Source organism: Mycobacterium lehmannii, from assembly GCF_001499925.1.
GTDB lineage: Bacteria > Actinomycetota > Actinomycetes > Mycobacteriales > Mycobacteriaceae > Mycobacterium > Mycobacterium lehmannii.
This window is the reverse complement of sequence record NZ_LQIR01000001.1, coordinates 218,095-236,059: the sequence shown is the minus strand read 5'-3', so window position 1 is coordinate 236,059 and position 17,965 is coordinate 218,095. Positions and strand designations below refer to the sequence as shown.

The 17,965-nt window shown below is 66.2% G+C and carries 18 protein-coding genes; 8 read left to right on the top strand and 10 right to left on the bottom strand.

The features are described from left to right. Positions 1–163 precede the first annotated feature (163 nt). From AU192_RS01155 to AU192_RS01135, 5 genes are all read right to left on the bottom strand, one after another. Positions 164–1,321: a zinc-binding dehydrogenase gene (locus tag AU192_RS01155; protein WP_064393864.1), complete on the bottom strand. Its 1,158-nt coding sequence runs from the start codon at positions 1,319–1,321 to the stop codon at positions 164–166. 37 nt (positions 1,322–1,358) lie between these two features. Then, the gene (locus AU192_RS01150; RefSeq protein WP_064394173.1) at positions 1,359–2,819 is read right to left on the bottom strand and encodes an FAD-dependent oxidoreductase; all 1,461 of its coding nucleotides are present in this window, start codon (positions 2,817–2,819) and stop codon (positions 1,359–1,361) included. Beyond that, positions 2,816–3,724: a biphenyl-2,3-diol 1,2-dioxygenase gene (gene bphC / locus AU192_RS01145; RefSeq protein ID WP_064393863.1), complete on the bottom strand. Its 909-nt coding sequence runs from the start codon at positions 3,722–3,724 to the stop codon at positions 2,816–2,818. The genes AU192_RS01150 and bphC overlap by 4 nt, the downstream gene beginning before the upstream one ends. A 10-nt stretch (positions 3,725–3,734) precedes the next feature. Further along, positions 3,735–4,916 carry an acyl-CoA dehydrogenase family protein gene (locus tag AU192_RS01140; RefSeq protein WP_064393862.1) on the bottom strand — a complete coding sequence of 394 codons (1,182 nt, stop codon included), beginning with the start codon at positions 4,914–4,916 and terminating at the stop codon, positions 3,735–3,737. A 92-nt stretch (positions 4,917–5,008) separates the two neighbouring features. Beyond that, complete coding sequence (locus tag AU192_RS01135; protein ID WP_064394172.1) at positions 5,009–5,311, bottom strand: 2Fe-2S iron-sulfur cluster-binding protein; 303 nt, start codon at positions 5,309–5,311, stop codon at positions 5,009–5,011. 130 nt (positions 5,312–5,441) lie between these two features. Between AU192_RS01135 and AU192_RS01130 the strand changes: the two genes are divergently transcribed. From AU192_RS01130 to AU192_RS01115, 4 genes are read left to right on the top strand one after another with little or no spacing between them, the layout of a single operon-like run. Continuing rightward, on the top strand, positions 5,442–7,073 hold the full coding sequence (locus AU192_RS01130) for a flavin-containing monooxygenase (protein ID WP_064393861.1): 1,632 nt from the start codon (positions 5,442–5,444) through the stop codon (positions 7,071–7,073). A 27-nt stretch (positions 7,074–7,100) separates the two neighbouring features. Beyond that, positions 7,101–7,895 (top strand): SDR family NAD(P)-dependent oxidoreductase, encoded by a 795-nt coding sequence (locus AU192_RS01125; RefSeq protein WP_064393860.1) that lies wholly within the window; start codon positions 7,101–7,103, stop codon positions 7,893–7,895. 2 nt (positions 7,896–7,897) lie between these two features. Beyond that, the gene (locus AU192_RS01120) at positions 7,898–8,746 is read left to right on the top strand and encodes a TIGR03619 family F420-dependent LLM class oxidoreductase (protein ID WP_064393859.1); all 849 of its coding nucleotides are present in this window, start codon (positions 7,898–7,900) and stop codon (positions 8,744–8,746) included. Continuing rightward, entirely contained in the window at positions 8,743–9,267 is a 525-nt protein-coding gene (locus tag AU192_RS01115; RefSeq protein ID WP_064393858.1) for a nuclear transport factor 2 family protein, read from the top strand. Before AU192_RS01120 ends, AU192_RS01115 begins: the two co-directional genes overlap by 4 nt. Positions 9,268–9,294: 27 nt before the next feature. On the opposite strand, the gene AU192_RS01110 is transcribed toward AU192_RS01115, so the two are convergent. From AU192_RS01110 to AU192_RS01095, 4 genes are read right to left on the bottom strand one after another with little or no spacing between them, the layout of a single operon-like run. Next, positions 9,295–10,305 (bottom strand): zinc-dependent alcohol dehydrogenase, encoded by a 1,011-nt coding sequence (locus AU192_RS01110; protein WP_064393857.1) that lies wholly within the window; start codon positions 10,303–10,305, stop codon positions 9,295–9,297. A 36-nt stretch (positions 10,306–10,341) separates the two neighbouring features. Then, positions 10,342–11,091, bottom strand: coding sequence for an SDR family NAD(P)-dependent oxidoreductase (locus AU192_RS01105; RefSeq protein ID WP_064393856.1), 750 nt, complete (start codon positions 11,089–11,091; stop codon positions 10,342–10,344). After that, entirely contained in the window at positions 11,088–12,332 is a 1,245-nt protein-coding gene (locus AU192_RS01100) for an alkyl sulfatase dimerization domain-containing protein (protein ID WP_064393855.1), read from the bottom strand. The genes AU192_RS01105 and AU192_RS01100 overlap by 4 nt, the downstream gene beginning before the upstream one ends. Continuing rightward, a complete protein-coding gene (locus AU192_RS01095; RefSeq protein WP_064393854.1) occupies positions 12,329–13,582 on the bottom strand; it encodes a sulfotransferase family protein in 1,254 nt (417 codons plus the stop codon). Before AU192_RS01095 ends, AU192_RS01100 begins: the two co-directional genes overlap by 4 nt. Positions 13,583–13,633: 51 nt before the next feature. Here AU192_RS01095 and AU192_RS24925 point away from each other — a divergent pair, with 51 nt between their 5' ends. Both AU192_RS24925 and AU192_RS01085 read left to right on the top strand, forming a co-directional pair. Beyond that, complete coding sequence (locus tag AU192_RS24925; protein ID WP_082694867.1) at positions 13,634–14,566, top strand: IclR family transcriptional regulator; 933 nt, start codon at positions 13,634–13,636, stop codon at positions 14,564–14,566. A gap of 257 nt (positions 14,567–14,823) precedes the next feature. Further along, a complete protein-coding gene (locus AU192_RS01085) occupies positions 14,824–15,186 on the top strand; it encodes a cytochrome P450 (RefSeq protein ID WP_064393853.1) in 363 nt (120 codons plus the stop codon). 4 nt (positions 15,187–15,190) lie between these two features. Here AU192_RS01085 and AU192_RS01080 read toward each other — a convergent pair whose 3' ends face one another. After that, positions 15,191–16,063, bottom strand: a complete 873-nt coding sequence (locus tag AU192_RS01080) for an alpha/beta fold hydrolase (RefSeq protein ID WP_207544894.1) — start codon at positions 16,061–16,063, stop codon at positions 15,191–15,193. 221 nt (positions 16,064–16,284) lie between these two features. On the opposite strand from AU192_RS01080, the gene AU192_RS01075 reads away from it, so the two are divergent. Then, complete coding sequence (locus AU192_RS01075; RefSeq protein ID WP_064393852.1) at positions 16,285–17,094, top strand: MlaE family ABC transporter permease; 810 nt, start codon at positions 16,285–16,287, stop codon at positions 17,092–17,094. A 9-nt stretch (positions 17,095–17,103) separates the two neighbouring features. Continuing rightward, on the top strand, positions 17,104–17,961 hold the full coding sequence (locus AU192_RS01070) for an MlaE family ABC transporter permease (RefSeq protein WP_064393851.1): 858 nt from the start codon (positions 17,104–17,106) through the stop codon (positions 17,959–17,961). Positions 17,962–17,965: the final 4 nt, after the last annotated feature.

The following is a 17,965-nucleotide window of genomic DNA, read 5'->3' as shown; positions in this document are numbered from 1 at the left end:
GGCCTCCGGAGAGCGACCTGCACCAGGCAGGCGATATTTCTAATAGGAATATGCCTATTTGTAGCATGCCGGTGTGCGGGGTGTCACACGAACAGCACGATTTACTTTCGATCACGTCAACGACCTGCGGAGACGGCCGCACGCCGGCGTGTTGCAACCCCGGCTAGGGCGAAACGGCGTCGCTTCGGGGGTCGATCAGGATCTTGGCGTGCGCCTCGGCCGCGCCCAGCACCTCGAAGGCGCGGGCCACGCCGTCCAGGCCCACCGTGCCGGTGACGAGGGACGAAGCGTCCACCTTGCCCTCGGCGAGCAGGTGCAGCGTGTCGCGGAACTCCAGCGGCGTGTAGCCGAAGACGAACCGCAGGTCGATGTCCTTGCCGTTCGCGACCGCCGGGCGGAAGTGGTCGGTGCCCATGCACACGCCGACGACGACGACCCGCGACTGCAAGGGCGCCGCCCGGATGATGCCGTCGATGATCCCGGGCACGCCGACGCATTCGAAAACCACCGGCCGCTTCGGCGACGCTGCGCCCAGCCTGTCGGCGACCCGGTACAGGTGCGACCAACCGGGCACGCGGCGCAGCTTCTCCATCGCGCCGACGGCGAGTTCGAACAATTGTTGGGCCTCGGTGACAACACCGGACTGATCGACGGCCGTGTACGGGGAGTCGACGGCGGGGTCGACGACGACGTCGGCGCCGCAGCGCGCCGCCATCTCGCGACGGGTCGCAGAGAAGTCGCTCGCCACGATGGTCTGCACCCCGCGCGACTTGAGATGGCAGATCACTGCGAGACCGACCGGCCCACAACCGATCACGATCGCGACATCTCGCTTGCCGATCTGGCTGCGGCGCACCGCATGCAGGGCCACCGCCATCGGTTCGGTCAGCGCAGCGATGTCGAGGTCGAGCCCGTTCGGCACGACGAAGCTCATCGAGGCTTCGGCGAGGACGTGTTCGGCGTACGCACCGGGCGCCAGCGGCGACAGCCCGGTCATGTGCACCCCGCCGGCCGCGCGCACCATCGGAAACGACACCACGGGAGCCCCGACTCTGAACTCGTTGGGGGCCCCGGCGCCGCGCTCGGCCACTTCGCCGACGAACTCATGGCCCAAGACGACCGGCGTGTCCTGGCGCATGAAGTCCGGATAGCCGACTTCGTCCATCACGTCGGTCAGCTCGTCGGCGTGGTCCTTCGCGTGCAGATCCGATCCGCAGATGCCGCAGCGCCGCACCTCGAGCAGCAATTGCCCACGCGCCGGGGAGGGTGTCGGGCGGTCGACCACGGACAGGGTGCCTCGTTCACAGCTGACGGCCTTCATACGTCCATGGTGTACCACGCCGACCGGCAGTCGGGGACTAGGCGCCCGCCGCGCTCCGCCCCGCCCGCCGGCCGTAGAAACTGCCGTCGCCCAACGAGATACCGCTCGCGTAGCCCCATGCGGCGAGACCAGCCGTGCAGCGGCCCGCTGCGAACAGCCCGGGGATGGGCTCGCCGCTGACGTGCAGAACCTCCGCGTTCAGCGACGTCAGAAGCCCGCCAAGGGTGAATCCGCCGGTGCTCTCGCGCAGGTCGATCGCGCCGACCGGCGAGCCGATCGGTCGCAGCCACTGCGGCTTCTTGTGGAGCAGCGGATCTTCGCCCGCGGCGGCGCCGGCGTTGTAGGCGGCGACGGTCGCCTGAAGCGATCCCGTCGGCAGCCCCATCTCGGATTCGAGTTCGGCCACCGTCTCGCACACCCAGGTCGGCGGGCGCAGCATCAGCTGTGGCGACAGCGAGGCCATCGCCTCCTCCTGGGACTTCTCGTCGATGATCAGGAACGCCGTGTTGTCCTGGTGATACAAGGTCAGCTGTCCGACCCTGCCGGGATAGGTGTCCTCGGCGACGTAGCGCTGACCGCGGCCGTTGACCAGGATGCCCCGCACCAACTGCTGCGGGTCGATGAAGATGGCCACCTCGGTGGCGTCCATGTGGGCGAGGTCGGCGCCCAGCGCCTGCGCCATCCGGATCGCCTGACCGTCGTGCTGCTCGATGGCGGCGGCGGGCCGGCCTGCGATGCGCGGCGCGTACTGAGCGACCATGGCCTCGTTGTAGGCGAAGCTGCCCATCGCGAGCACCACTCCGCGACGCGCCCGCACGGCGATCTCCTCGCCGTACCGGCGCGCGTACACACCGACCACCCGGCCGTCGGACTCGACGATCAACCGCTGCACACGAACGTCGTAGATCGCCCGCGCCCCGGCCGCGGTGGCCGTCTCCACGAGCGGCTTCATCAGCATGTAGCCGGCGCTCGCCTCGCCCTGCTTCTTGTTCGACATCTGCGGCACGTGTCCGCGCGGCGTGGGCGTGGCAATCGTGTTGAACGGGTAGGAGTTCTCCCCGCCGCTGTACATCAGCCCCTGATCGCCCATGGGCTCCCAGCCGGGCTCGCCGAAGAACTCCGGCTTGAACTGGACGCCGCAGCCGACGAGCCAGTCGAAATGCTCCAGGCTGCCGTCGCAGTAGTCGGCGATGCGCTTCTCGTCGGCGCCGGGGCCCATCGCGACGTTCAGGTACGCGGCCATGTTCGCGACGGAATCGTCGAAGCCACAAGCCTTTTGGATGGGTGTACCGCCGCCCAGGTAGATGAACCCGCCGGCCATCGACGCCGCGCCGCCCCAGGACCCGGTGCGTTCGAGCACCAGGACGTCGGCGCCGGCGCGCGCGGCCTCCACCGCCGCGGCCGCCCCGGCGATCCCGAAGCCGGCGATGACGACGTCGGCCTCCTCGTCCCACTTCGCGATGTCGGCCGCGGGCAGGGGAGTGAGATCGCTGCTCACGGGCGCATCGCGGCCGGCAGGTCGGACACCCACTCGTGGCCCCAGTAGCTGTCGGCGGTGATTTCCTCTGCCGTGTAATAGGTTTCGTCGACCCGCATCCCCTCGGTGCCGAACTCGATGTCCCAGTCGCCGGGCGCCCGCACGTAGAACGACACCATCTTGTCGTTGGTGTGCCTGCCCAGCGTCGAGGACAGCTGGAAACCGTCCTTGCCCACCCGGTCGAGGGCCTGCCCGACCGCGTCGAGGCTGTCTACCTCCACCATCAGGTGGATCAGGCCGGGATCGCGCAGCGTCATCGCGGGACAGATCGCCAGGCTGTGGTGGCGCGCGTTGATGCCGAGGAACCGGACCCGCAGCGGTCCGAACTCCGGCGGCGTCGGAACGCGGAACGCCCCGCGCGACTTGAATCCCAGGACCTCCGTGTAGAACTGGAAGAGCCCCGGCACGTCGAGGGCCGGCAACACGACGTGGCCCAATCCCTGATCGCCGGTGACGAATCGGGCGCCGTACGGCGTCACCACCGGGCTGTGGTCGAGCACCGCGCCGTGGAAGACCTCGGTGGACGTTCCCGCGGGATCGTCGAAAGCGATCACCTCTTCGACGCGACGTGCGTCGGCCTCCTCGAGTGAAAGTTCCTTGACCGCCACGCCTGCGCCGTCGAGCGTCGCCTTCACGCGCGTCAACGCCGCATGGTCGCGGACCTCCCACCCGACGGTGACGATCTTGTCGACGTCGCCGGGCACCACGATGATGCGCGCGGCGCGCTCGTCCATGCGCAGATACAGCGCATCGCCGTCGGGACCGGAGCCCTCGGCGAAGCCGAGCACCTTGAACGCGAAGTGGCGCCAGCGGTCGATGTCGGTGGCTTGAACCTTGACGTATCCGAGGCTCTTGAGATCGCTCATCGTGCCCTTTCTAGATCATCGCCCGCAGCGGGCCCTGCGGATCCACGCCGAGCGAGCTCAGCGCCGCGGCGTGAAACACCGTGCCGGGCACGTGGATCGCGTGCAGCTGGCCGACGTGCACATCGCGCCAGTACCGCTGCAACGGCTTGTCCATGCGCGCGGCGTTGCCGCCCGAGCGGGCGAAGATCTCGTCGACGGCGGACACGGCGCGCCACACCGCACGGATCTGGGTGCGGCGGCCCGCGGCCCGGTCCTCGAAGCTGACCTCCTTGCCCGCATCGACCATGTCGTAGATGCGGTCGGCGTTGGCCAGCAGTTCCTGGCGTGCGGCGTTGATGTCGGCGGCGGCCTCGCCGATCGCGTACATGACGTAGGGGTCGTCCTTGATCGCAACGCCGCTGGAGTTCACGCGTTCGCGCTGATAGTCCAGGTGTGCGGCCAGCGCGCCCTCGGCGATGCCGATCGTGGCGGCGGAGATGCCGAGCGGGAACATCGTCGACCACGGCATCAGGTACAGCGGCTCGGTCATGCCAGCCTCGCGCTGAGCGGTGCCGTCCATCACCTTCATCGCGTCCATTGTCCGGTACTCCGGCACGAACGCGTCTTTGACGATGACGTCCTTGGACCCAGTGCCCCGCAGCCCGACCACGTCCCACGAGTCCTCGACGATCTCGTAGTCCGGTCGCGGAAGGATCATGTGCAGCATCTGCGGCGGCATCAGCGGTTTGCCGTCGGAGTCGCCGATCATCGCGCCGAGGATGATCCAGTCGCACGCGTCGGTCCCGGAGCTGAACTGCCAGCGCCCGTTGAAGATGTAGCCGCCCTCGACGGGTTTGGCCACACCCTGCGGCGCGTACGGCGACGCCATCCAGGTGTCGATGTCGTCGGCCCAGACCTCCTCGCCGACGCGCGGATCGGCGTAGGCGAGCTGATACGGGTGCACACCCACCACGCCGTTGACCCAGCCGGCCGCGGGGTCGAGGGCCGCGGTGGCCATCACGGTTTCGGCGAACTCGCGCGGGTGAGCCTCGTACCCGCCGTGCTTCTTGGGCTGAAGCAGGCGGATGGACCCGGCCGCCTTCATCGACTTGACCGTGGCGTCGGTCAGCCGTCCGATCTTCTCGGCCTCGGCGCCCTGATCCTTGAACTGCTCGGCCAGTTGCATCACCCGGTCGAGTACGCGCTCACTCATGCTGATGTCCTCACTATCGGCTGCACTTGATGGTCTACCGCACCGGAAGCGCGAACGGAATCAAATCCCGGTCAGCGGGCGGCGTTTCCGGCTCAGTACTCGACGTGCAGATCGTCGCTGACCGGTCGGGCCTGACAGCCGAGGAACAGGCCCTCGGCCAGGTCGTCGGGCTCGAGGATCTCGCAGCTGGCCATGTCGACCTCGCCCGACACCACGGTCGCGACGCATGAGCCGCAGTGGCCTTCCCGGCACGAGTGCGGAGGCTCGACACCGGCGTCGAGCAGCGCGTCGACCAGTGACTTGTCGCGCGGCCAGCGAAGGTGGTGCCGGGTGCCGTCCAGATCGACGCAGACGGTGGCATCGGCCCGCGTCCCGCAGGCGTCGGTTGGTGGCATGCGACGATCTTCACCGTCGCCGGTTCCCGGGTCGACCGGTCCTTCCGATGGGCGGAACGGTGACCGCCCGATCGCCCGGTCATCGGGAAACTCCGGCGGTGGCGGGTCCACGACGACCTACCGTGGCTGCGTGGGTATCTCCGAGGAGCGGTCAAGCGTGGACGCGGTGGTGGTCGGTGCCGGCTTCGCCGGGCTGTATGCGTTGCATCGGCTGCGTTCGCAGGGCTTGTCGGTGCGCGTGTTCGAAGCGGCGCCCGAGGTCGGGGGCACCTGGTACTACAACCGCTATCCGGGAGCACGCTGCGACGTCGAGAGCGTCGACTACTGCTACTCGTTCGATCCCCAGCTCGAACAGGAGTGGGACTGGTCGGAGAAGTACGCGACGCAGGCCGAGATCCTGCGCTACATGAACTGGGTCGCCGACAAGCTGAACCTGCGCGACGGCATCACGTTCAACACCCGGGTCACCTCGGCCGTGCTCGACGAGGACAACCTGCGTTGGACGGTCTCGACCGACACGGGCGAGGTCGTCACCGCGCGGTTCTGCGTGATGGCGACCGGTCCGCTGTCCGCGGCGTTGACACCGGATTTTCCCGGCCTGGACGGTTACGCGGGGGAGCTGTACCACACCGCGCACTGGCCGCACGAGCCTGTCGACTTCACCGGCAAGCGGGTCGCGGTGATCGGGACGGGTTCGTCGGGCATCCAGTCCATTCCGGTGATCGCCGAACAGGCCGATCGTCTCTACGTGTTCCAGCGGACGCCGAATTACAGTGTGCCCGCGGGTAATCGGCCGTTGACCGACGAGGACCACGCCCAGGTCAAGGCGACGTACGCCGAACGCCGCCGACTGTCGTGGCGCAGCGGCGGCGGCTCACCGCACATCGCCCATCCGAAGCTGACGATGGAGGCCACGCCCGAGGAGCGCCGCGAGGCTTTCGAGAAGCGGTGGGAACTCGGGGGTGTGCTGTTCTCGAAGACGTTCAGCGACCAGATGATCGATCTGGCCGCCAACGAGGAAGCGCGCAAGTTCTACGAGGAGAAGATCCGGGCGGTGATCGACGACCCTGAGGTCGCCGAGCTTCTCATCCCGACCGACCATCCCATCGGGACGAAGCGAATCTGCACCGACAGCAACTACTTTCAGACGTTCAACCAACCGCACGTGAGCCTGATCAGCGTGCGGAAGACACCGATCGTGTCCATCGACGCAGACGGCATCAACACCACCGATGCCCATTACGACGTCGACGCGATCGTGCTCGCCACCGGGTTCGACGCGATGACCGGTGCGCTGGGCAAGATCGACATCGTCGGTCGGGGCGGACAGAGGCTGCGCGACGACTGGGCGGACGGTCCGCGCACCTACCTCGGCCTCGGCGTCGACGGATTCCCGAACCTGTTCATGGTCTCGGGACCCGGCGCGCCCGCCGTGCTGGCCAACATGGTGCTACACGCCGAGGCGAACGTGAACTGGATCGCCGAAGCCATCTCCTATCTCGACGGGCACGGCTACACCGCGATCGAAGCCACCGGCGACGCCGTGGACAACTGGGTCGCCGAGTGCACTCGGCGCGCGGAAGCGACGCTGTTTCCCAGGGCGAAGTCCTGGTACATGGGCGCCAACGTGCCGGGTAAACCGCGCGGATTCATGTTGTTCATCGGCGGCTTCGGCGTCTACCTCGACATCTGCGCCGAGGTGGCCGGCGCGGGTTACAAGGGGTTCCGATTGCTGACGGCGACCTCACGCGCCGCGTTGTAGGAAGTTCGATCCGAAAGGGCGACGAGAATGGTTGATGTGAGTCGATATGGGCCGTGGGCGGTGATCGCCGGCGGATCGGAGGGTGTAGGCGCCGAGTTCGCGTGGCTAGTCGCGAAGTCCGGGATCAACCTGGTGCTGATCGCGCGCAGGCCCGACCCGCTCGAAGAGACCGCGCAACGCTGCCGCGCTCTCGGCGTGGAGGTACGCACCATGTCGGTCGATCTCCTCGACTCGCAGTCGGTTGCGCAGATCGCCGAAGCGACGGCCGAACTGGAGGTCGGCCTGCTGATCTACAACGCCGGCGCGAGCACGTGCAACGAACTGTTCCTCGACGCTGATCTCGGCGACTTCCAGAATGTCATCGATCTCAACGTCACGCGCATGCTCGGCCTGGTACAGCACTATGGACGGTCGATGGTGGATCGGCGCCGTGGAGGGATCCTGATCGTCGGGTCGCTCTCGGGATACATGGGGGCATGGCGCCATACCATCTACGCGGGCGCCAAGGCGTTCTCGCGAGTATTCGCCGAGAGCCTGTGGTTGGAACTGCGAGAACACGACGTCGATGTTCTCGAGTTGGTGCTGGGGGTGACGCGAACCCCGGCGATGGCCCGGGTGGGATTGAACTTCGATGCGCCGGGGATTCTCGTCAACGAGCCGGCCGAGGTGGCCGCCGAAGGTCTCGCGCGACTCTCTGACGGTCCAGTTTGGGTGGCCGGCGGGAACGCTGCGCGAGCTGAGGCCAACAGTGCCCTCGATCGCGCTCGGGTTGTACTCGAGTCACACGAGATGATCAAAGCATTGACCGCGGGTGCACACTGACTGTGCGGCTTGGGCTCTCGACGCCCGTCGTCGTGCAAGTCCCCGGCGTCGCGGCGCCGTGGGAAGCCGACGCAGGCATCGATGACCTGGCGATGATCGCCACCGCCGCCGACCGGCTCGGTTTCGACTACCTCACCTGTTCCGAACATGTGGCGATCCCGTCCGCCGATGCCGCCACCCGCGGCGCGGTGTACTGGGACCCGTTGGCCACTCTCGGATATCTGGCTGCACACACCCAACGGATTCGGCTGGCTACCTCGGTGCTCGTCCTCGGCTACCACCACCCGTTGGAAATCGCCAAGCGCTACGGCACGCTTGACGTGGTCACCGGTGGCCGTCTTGTGCTCGGCGTGGGAATCGGCTCCCTGACAGAGGAATTCGCGTTGATCGGCGCCGCATGGGAACACCGCGCCGCACGCGCGGACGATGCGATTCGCGCGCTGCGCGCCTCACTGTCCACCTCGACGCCGCAGTATCACGGGCAGTTCTACGACTACCAAGGCGTTACGGTGCTGCCGCACACTCAGCAACGACGAGTACCGATCTGGGTGGGTGGTCGCAGCATGGGCTCTCTGCGCCGAGCCGTTGAGCTTGCCGACGGTTGGATGCCTTTCGGGCTGACATACGACGCGGTCCGCGACATGCTCACCAAGGTGCAGTTGTCCGAGGGGTTCGAGGTGCTGCTACCGACGTCGGTCGACCCCGAATCCGACCCGAAGCGTACGCGGTCGCTCTTGTCGAAGTTGCGTGACGCCGGAGCTACCGCGATCACGTGCACGGTCCGGTCGGCCAGCGCGCGACACTATTGTGACCAGTTGGCACGACTGCGCGACTTGGAGGACAGCACGTGACCGATCCGGAAATTCTGGCGCGCTTGCAGCGGCTCGAAGACGAGCACGCAATTGCGAAAATCATCGCTTCCTACGGCCCCTCTGTCGATGCCGGTAATGCCGACAATGCCTCGAAGCTATGGGCTCTCGACGGCACCTACGATGTCGAGGGCTGGCAGATGAAGAGTCGACGGGATGTGCGCGCGATGGTGAAGTCACGCTCACACCAGGAGCTGGTCGCCCGCGGCTGTTGCCATTTTCTCGGCCCCGCAGTGGTGTCCGTCAACGGCGACTCCGCCGTCGCGGTGTGTGAATCGCTGGTGCTGCTGCGAGACAGCGACGATGAGAAGGCATATCGCGTCTGGCGGGCAACAGCGAACCACTTCGCGCTCGCGCGAGTCGCAGGGGAATGGCAGATCACCAGCCGCACCAGCCGGGTGCTCGACGGACACCCGTACGCCCATGCGGTGCTCGACGCGGGCCTGGCCGGTGAACCTGCCCCGGCCGCGCCAATCGCCGCCGACACAGAGGATCTCGCATGAGGCCAACGCTTTCGTACCGTTGACAGCTCAACTCAATGTGATGACGACCTTGTCCGCCATACCCGGGGTGGCCACACAGCGCAGAGCCTCCTCGAAATCGTTGAAGTCAAACGTGTGACTGATGATCACGCGGTACTTCTCCCAGTTCTCGACGATGTCCTTGGTCACCTCGAAGATCTCATCCGGGTAGCCCATCGACCCGACAATGGTCAGCTCGTTGCTCATGAGGTTCATCATGTCCACGCTGACGGGTTCTTTGTGAACGGCGACGACACCGAGCTTGGAGCCGCGTTGCGCCACGGCCATGACCGAGTCGATCACCGCTGGCACCCCCGCGGCGTCGAGGAAGATGTTCGTGCCCGCCCTGTCGGGCCACATCGAATCACCGGGGCCGTGCAGCTCGATCAGCCGGGCGGACAGGTCCTCGGCTGCGGAGTTGATGACGGCGTCAGCGCCGACCTTCAACGCCTTGTCCAGACGATCTGGCAGAATATCCACCACCACAACGTGTTTCACACCCCGCGACTTGAGTGCGATGGTGGCGCCCAGACCGATCGGGCCCGCTCCGAAGATCACCACCTGGTCGCCGCGCCGCGGCGCCACCTGGTTGACGGCGTGTTGCGCCACCGCCATGGGTTCGTTGAGGGCCGCGACCTCATACGGGATGTGATCGGGGATGACTTCCAGGCTGTGGCCGCGGACCGCATCCTTGATCAGCAGATAATCGGCCAGCGCACCGGTGGACCCGCCGTTGCCGATGATGTCGTCGGGAACGGCCATCGGGTTGATTACCACGCGGTCGCCGGCGTCGATATCGCGCACATTGGCGCCGACCTCGACCACCTCGCCAGCCGGTTCGTGGCCAATCGGCATACTGCCCTGTCGCGGCGGCAGGCCGCCCATCGAGATGTAGAGGCTGTCGGACCCGCAGATGCCGCATGCCCGAATCCTGACCAGCACATCGTCTGGTCCGACAGAAGGCTTTGGCACCTCACGGATCTCGGTCTTTGCGGGAGCGGTGATGATGGCTGCTCGCATTTGGGGGTGTTCCCTCCTGTCGGTGTCGTCGGCCGTTCAGAGCACGCTGTAGCCGCCGTCGACGACGACCGCCGACCCGGTGCTATAGGACGCACTGGCGCTGCACAGGTACAGGATCGGGCTCGCGATTTCTTCCGGCCGGGCGAACCGGCCGAGTGGGATGTGATCGATCTGTTCCTGTTTGAGCTCTGGGACATAGTCCATTGGCGCGGTCATGCGGGTGGCAACGACTCCGGGGACGACGGCGTTGATTCGGATACCGTCTGATGCCCATCGGACCGCGAGGTTGCGAGTCAGGGAGAGCAGGCCCGCTTTTGCCGAGCCGTATCCGGGTACGACCGGTACTGCACGTATCGCGGCCATCGAGCCCAGCATCACCACACTTGCGCCCCCGTCGGCCTTCGACGCCTTGAGCGCGCCGTAGAGCCGTTCGGTAAATCGGAACGGTGCCAACAGGTTGAGCTCGACCGACGCGGTGAACCCTTCCACGGTGGCTTCGTCGAGCCCGCCGGGAAAGTTGGCGCCGGCGTTGTTGACGAGAATGTCGAGCGCTGCGAACGATTCGGCAAGCGCATCGAGGTCGGCGGCGTCGGTCAGGGTCAGCTGCCGGTACTCCAGTCCCGACAGATCGACGTCGTAGTCCTCGGGTCGGGCTCGAGTGCCGGTGACGGTCACTCGGGCTCCGCTGTCGCGCAGGAGCGACGCCGTGGCGTGGCCGATGCCGCTCGTGCCTCCGGTGACCAGCGCCGTCGCGCCCGTGAAGTCGAACGACACACGGCCGGTCATGACAGCGCCGCGATCGTCCTACGCAGCCAGGCCGATTCCCAGAAATTGGTACTGGCGTGCAGGAGAGCGTCGTGCGCGGTGATCAACAAGTGCTTGGCCTCCGTGTTGTCGGGTTCGGCTCGGCTGACGATCTCGGCCAGCCGGATCGCGCGGACGGGTTCGCCGGCGTCAAAAAGGGCACGCGCGCGCCCGAGAACCACTGCGGTACCGGCGAGTTCGAGGAGGTCGGCCTCGGCCCGGTCCGGATCCTCGGCATAGAGTTCGGTGGTGGATCCGTGATGGAACCAGCCGGCATAGTTCTCCCAGATCGCGCGGACGTTCCACCGCACCATCCCGTAGCCCTGACCGACCTCGAGTTCCGTGGGAAGCTCCACCTCGCGCATCAGCGTGTGCACATCCTTGCCGGCGTTCATGCCGTCGACCGTCTTGTCGTGGATATAGGTCACCGCGTCGCGCAGGCGGGTCAGTTCCCACTCGATGCGGTCCTTCCCGACGATGGGACCGAAGTGCCCGGTAAGCAGTGTGTGCGGACCAAGGGCGCGGACCCGGTCGATGGATTCGACGACGGTCAGTGCGTCGCGGTAGCGATCACCGCGCATGGTGACCAAATTCGGGATGTGCCCGAACAGGGCGCCGAACACATTGCCGCACAGGCATACACCTTCGTTGGGCAACCACACTACGAGGCTGTCGGTGGTTTCACCACCTGGCGTGGCGTATAGCTCCAGGCGGCGACCGCCGAGTTCGATGACGAGTTCGTCGTCGAACGTGAGCGTGGGAACCGGCACACTCTGGGGCGGAACCGTGCCGAACCGCGCGGTTGTGCGATCGATGGTGTCCATCACCTTCTCGACCCACGCGAAGCCGGAGTTCTGCGCGCGAAACGGCGCCAGCAGTTCGTTGTCGCGCCGCCACGTCTCCCAGTTCGCTTGTGCGACGATCTCGCTGGCAGGGTCGGCGACGGTATCGAGTCCGCCGACGTGGTCGACGTGTCCCTGCGTGAGGATGACGTAGCGGACCGGCGAGTTGTCGACCGCGTCGTAGTTGGCGCGGTGCACCGGACCCTCGAAGCCCATGCCCGTGTTGAGCACGATGCGGCCTTCGTCGGTCGTCAACATGTACGAGTTCGACAGTCCTGGCGACAGCCAGATCCCCGGACTGACCTCCTCGGCGGGCGCACCCGCGCCGACGATGTCGTCGGCTCCCGGCCGGCTCCGGTAGATCGGCTCGTAGGCGGTCATGCTTCTGGCCGCACGTCGAAACGGTCGAAGTAGAACCCAAAGCGCGAACGGACCTCGTCAGGCGACCGTCCGAAATGACCCTCGAGGTCGTACCGCAGAAGCCCGTGCTTGCCGCGCGGGTTGTCGTCCAGGTAACCGCAAAACGCCGCTCGCGTGTCTGACGTCAGCGGCGTTCCGTTGGCGGCATAGATCTGCTCGAGGATCGCCATCTCGTTGCCGTTGAGCTGATGGAAGGAGATGTCCATGCTCTGCTCAGGGCCGACCAGCCCGCGGTCGCGCACGCATGCCCGCAACAGGCGCTCGATCCGGTCGATCCAGTACTCCACGAGGCCTTCGGGATCAATCGCATTGCGGCGCACGCGGTCTCCGTAGGCGAGCATCGTGACGGCCGACTGGATCACGGCGACGGGATCACGATGGGTGAAAGCGACCGTGGCGTCGGGGAAGGTGCGGATCAGGGGCCCGAGTTGCTCGCAGTGCTGGGGCGACTTGAGCACCCACTGCCGAGGACCGCGCAGGAACGTCAACGCCTTGAGGATCGTCCGTAGGTAGCCGTAGTGCTGGTCCTGATCCAGAGTGAGATAGAAGTCGCGCCACCGCGGCACCCGGGCGTGCCATTCCAGCACGTAGCTGGCGAAGTCGAGGTCGAGGAGTTCGACCTCCTCCTCGATCGCCTGTGGGACCCGGTCGTGCATCGCCTGGACCAGTGGGGTCATCACCATCGCTGACTCGTGTTCGGCGACGCTGCGGGCGAACCGCGGATCCACGCCATTGACGTCGGGCCCCTCACCGCGCAGTGGGAACGGCTCCTGGCTCTCCCAGTACGGCAGCGCGCGCCGCCGGGTGTCCGCCGCGATGAGGTTCACCAGATGCGTTGTCCCCGAACGGGGGAGGCCCACGACGATGATGGGCCGCTCGATTTCGATGTCGTGGATCTCGGGATATCGGCGGAGCAGATCGGTCAGCAGCAGTCGCTGAGACAGCAGCCGTACGATCCGGTTGTGCAGGATCAGGCGGTTGAGATTGGTGTTGCCGGCGTCGGTGTCGGCGGCGGCCGCATACACCTCGAGCCGTTGCCGAAAGTCGTTGTGTCCGAAATCTTCCAGCCCGGTCTTCTCGATCGCCTCGTCGAGCAGCGTTTCGGGATCGAGGTCCACCGTCAGCCCGTCGAGATAGCCGAGGATCTCCCGCTGCTCGGGGCGCAGCACGGGGTCGGTGAGATCGTCGATGGGTACTGCGGCGCCGGGCATCCGGACCTCCGTATAGCGGGTGGCGAGTATTCGACGTAAGCTGCCGAATATATGAACGCCAAGCTAGGACCGCCGTCGCCTGCGGGTCAAGACCCTTCGCCACCGACCCGGCGTGTCATCGATGTGGTGGAGCTACTGGCGCGTGCGTCCACGGGGCCCCGGACGCTAGCCGAAATATGTCGTGAGCTGGGCATCAGTCGATCCACCGGGCACGCCATCCTGGCCACCTTGTCCGCGGGCGGCTGGGTGCGGCGTGACCCGCTCAGCGGGAAATTCTGCCTTGGCAGCGGGTTTCCCCACCCGCCCACCGTCTACGCGCCGGCGTGGGACGCACTGCGCGAACCACTACAGGAGCTGTGTTCGACGTTGGGGATGGCGGCGTGTGTCTCCGAGGTTCGCGACGGCCACATCATCGTCATCGAGTCCGCCGCTCCCGCCGGCGGTCGGTCCCAGGTGCAGGCCGGGCAGCGGTTGCCCTTCGTCGCGCCGTTCGGCCGGGAGTTCGTCGCGTGGGCGCCAGCGCCCGTGCGCCGGGACTGGATGGTGGCCGCAGGTCCGGTCAACGACGTCTACCGCGCGCGGATGCCGAAGGTGCTCGACGAGATCACCCGGCGCGGGTATGGAATCGAAAGGCTCAGCGACCCGCTGCTGAAAGTCTTTGCGGCGCTTCTGGCTGTGGAAGACGGCGACGCACCGGATCCCGTGGCGGTACGCCTGGCCGGCGCCGTCGCCGAGCTCACGGTCGTCGATTTCCTGCCGGGGGAGTTGGCTGAAGTGGAGCACAGTCCACTGGCCACGGTTTCGGCGCCGATCTTCGATACCGACGGCAATGTCGTGCTGACGGTTTCGGCGCAGCCGTACAGCCGACTCACTCTCGAACGGGTCCGCGCCATCGGCGAGCATATGCTCGACTTCGCCGAGCGCGCCGGTACCGCTGTCGCGCAACAAGTCTCGACACCGGATCGAGCGAACCGCGGGTCTTGACCTGTCGTCTGAGAGATTGCGTTCCCACTCAGTGAAAGCATCCAGTGGCGCGGTGAGTCCGCGCTTAAGGTCCGTTCCTCGACGCGGAGATCGACGGCGAGATCCTCAGCGACCAGGAGCTACCTGCTGTTGGTCCTCGGCGGTAATGACACAACGGCAAGCCTGATCGGTTCCGGTCCCTACCTTCTCCTGAGCCACCCCGAGCAGCTCGCCCTGGTGCGCACGACCACTCCCTGCGGCCGTCTACCGTCGAGGCGATGATCCGGATAGAGGCGGCCACCCGGGCCCTGCCCCAAACCACCTCGCGCGATGTGGAGCTGCACGGCGTCCAGATCCCCGCTGGATCGCGCGTCATGTTGGTTTGGGGCGCCGCCAATCACGATGATCGTGAGTTTCCGTATCCGGAACGCTTCGATGTGACGCGGCGTGTCCAGCGACATACCTCATTCGGCCATGGCCCACATTTCTGCATGGGCTCCGTGCTCGCTCGAATGGAGACCCGCTTGGCCTTCGCCGAATGGTTCGAGCGCTTCCCAGGATGCGAACTCGCCGGTGAGCCGGAGAGAATCACGTCCGCCTGGGCGCGGGCGTTCAACTCGATACCACTCCGGTTGGGCTGACCGGTCACCGACGACTCAAGAACGCGAGCACCACGCTCTCGAACGCAGCCTTGGCCTCGATCATCGCCCAGTGCCCGCAATTCGGGAACACGTGCAGTTCGGCGTTGGGAATAGTGCGCATCGGGATCAGCGCCATGTCCAGCGGGCTGACCCGGTCGTCACGCCCCCACGTCAACAGCGTTGGCGCGGCGACCTTGTGCATCTGCGCCCACGGCAGCGGCGCGTCGCTGCTGCGCATGAACGCCATCATCTGCGCGAAGGCCTTCTCGCCGTACATGCGCCGGGAGGACCCCAGCGTCTCCGGATCGGTCGCCAACTGCCAGCGTTCCTCGATCAGTTGTTCGGTGACCAGAGACTGGTCGTAGACCATCGAGTTGAGCCAGTCGACCAACCGCTGACGGGTGGGGTCCTCGGTGAACTCCTGGAGCAGCCGGATTCCCTCACTCGGACCGGGACTGAAGATGTTGGTGCCGATGCCGCCGATCGTGACCAGCCGACGGATGCGATCGGGATTGTTGATCGCAAAGTTGATTCCCACGCCGCCGCCCATCGAGTTGCCGACGATGTCGACGCGATCGATCCCGAGCGCGTCGAGGAAGGGGACGACGGCGCCTTGCGCGGTGATCATCGGATGGCCCCCGAAATCGTCGCTGACCCCGAAACCGGGAAACTCCAGAATCAGGCAGCGGAACCGCTCGGCGAAGGTCGGTAGCACGCCGCGGAAGTTGCGCCACCCGGTGACGCCGGGCCCGGATCCGTGGAGGAAGAGCAGGACGGGACCGTCACCGACGTCGTAGTAGCGCAGCACACCGGAAGGGGTGGGCGTCTCGCGGAGGTCGTTCTCGACGCGGGCGATGAAGGCTGCGGTATCGGTCACGCCCACAGCCTGCCACGCGCTCGTCGCACCGCGGGGCGGGTGTTCCGTTCATCGGTCGTCCCGGTAAGCGGGACGCTCACTGTGCCGTTGCGCATTTCACTGCGACGCTGCCGATCGGAGACGGGCCGTCGACGCGCCCGCGCTTAGTCAGGAGGCCCGATGTCGCCGGCGACCCCGTCAGGGTGTTTCGCGATGACGGCCGGACACGGAGTCGTGGGGTTATGGTGACCGACGCGCCGGAACGGTGGTCGGCCGGTCTACCGCGGTTGCGGAATCTGGCCGGGCCGATGCAGGCGGTCGGGGCGCTGTTCGCGATGTCGGCCGATGCGGTGCGGTTCGTGTTCCGTCGGCCGTTTCAGTGGCGGGAGTTCCTGGGGCAGTGCTGGTTCATCGCTCGGGTGTCGTTGGCTCCGACGTTGTTGGTGGCGATTCCGTTCACGGTCCTGGTGTCGTTCACGTTGAACATCTTGTTGCGGGAGTTGGGCGCGGCCGACCTGTCGGGAGCGGGTGCGGCGTTCGGTGCGGTGACCCAGGTGGGTCCGCTGGTGACGGTGTTGATCGTGGCCGGGGCGGGGGCAACGGCGATGTGTGCTGATCTGGGGTCGCGGACGATCCGTGAGGAGATCGACGCGATGGAGGTGCTCGGCATCAACCCGGTTCAGCGACTGGTGACGCCGCGGATGTTGGCCTCGGGGTTGGTGGCGTTGCTGCTCAACAGTTTCGTGGTGATCATCGGAATCGTGGGGGGTTACACGTTTTCGGTGTTCATTCAGGATGTGAACCCGGGGGCGTTCGCGGCGGGGATCACGCTGTTGACCGGTGTGCCGGAGGTGATCATCTCCTGTGTCAAGGCGGCGTTGTTCGGGTTGATCGCGGGTTTGGTGGCGTGCTATCGCGGATTGAGCATCACCGGGGGTGGGGCCAAGGCGGTCGGTAACGCGGTCAACGAGACGGTGGTGTATGCGTTCATGGCGTTGTTCGTGATCAACGTGGTCGTCACCGCGATCGGTATCCGGATGACCACGGGATAGCGGCATTTCATGGGCACCGCAACGATTTTGCGCACGACGTATCCACGCTTGAGCCGTCAGGCCCAGCGGCCCGTCGAATTGCTCGCCCGTATCGGCGATCACATGCTGTTTTATCTGCGGGCGTTGGGTGGGGTGCCGCATGCGGCGGTGCATTTCCGTAAGGAGATCGTGCGGTTGATCGCCGAGATCTCGATGGGTGCGGGCACGTTGGCGATGATCGGCGGCACGGTCGCGATTGTGGGGTTTTTGACGTTGGCCGCCGGTGGGACGTTGGCGATTCAGGGCTACAGCTCACTGGGTGATATCGGTATCGAGGCGTTGACGGGGTTTTTGGCGGCGTTCATCAACGTGCGTATCGCCGCGCCGGTGGTGGCCGGGATCGGGTTGGCGGCCACGTTCGGGGCCGGGGTGACCGCGCAGTTGGGCGCGATGCGCATCAACGAGGAGATCGATGCGCTGGAGTCGATGGCGATTCGGCCGGTGGAGTATCTGGTCTCCACGCGCATCGTGGCGGGCATGGTGGCCATCACCCCGTTGTATTCGATCGCGGTGATCTTGTCGTTTGTGGCCTCGCAGTTCACCACGGTGGTGTTGTTCGGTCAGTCCGGGGGGCTCTATGACCACTACTTCGACACGTTTTTGAACCCGATCGATTTGTTGTGGTCGTTTCTGCAGGCGGTGTTGATGGCGATCACGATCTTGTTGATCCACACCTACTTCGGCTACTTCGCCTCGGGCGGACCGTCGGGTGTGGGGGTTGCGGTCGGCAACGCGGTGCGCACCTCGCTGGTGGTCGTCGTATCGGTCACCTTGCTGGTCTCGCTGTCCATCTACGGTTCCAACGGCAACTTCAACCTGTCCGGGTAGTGGC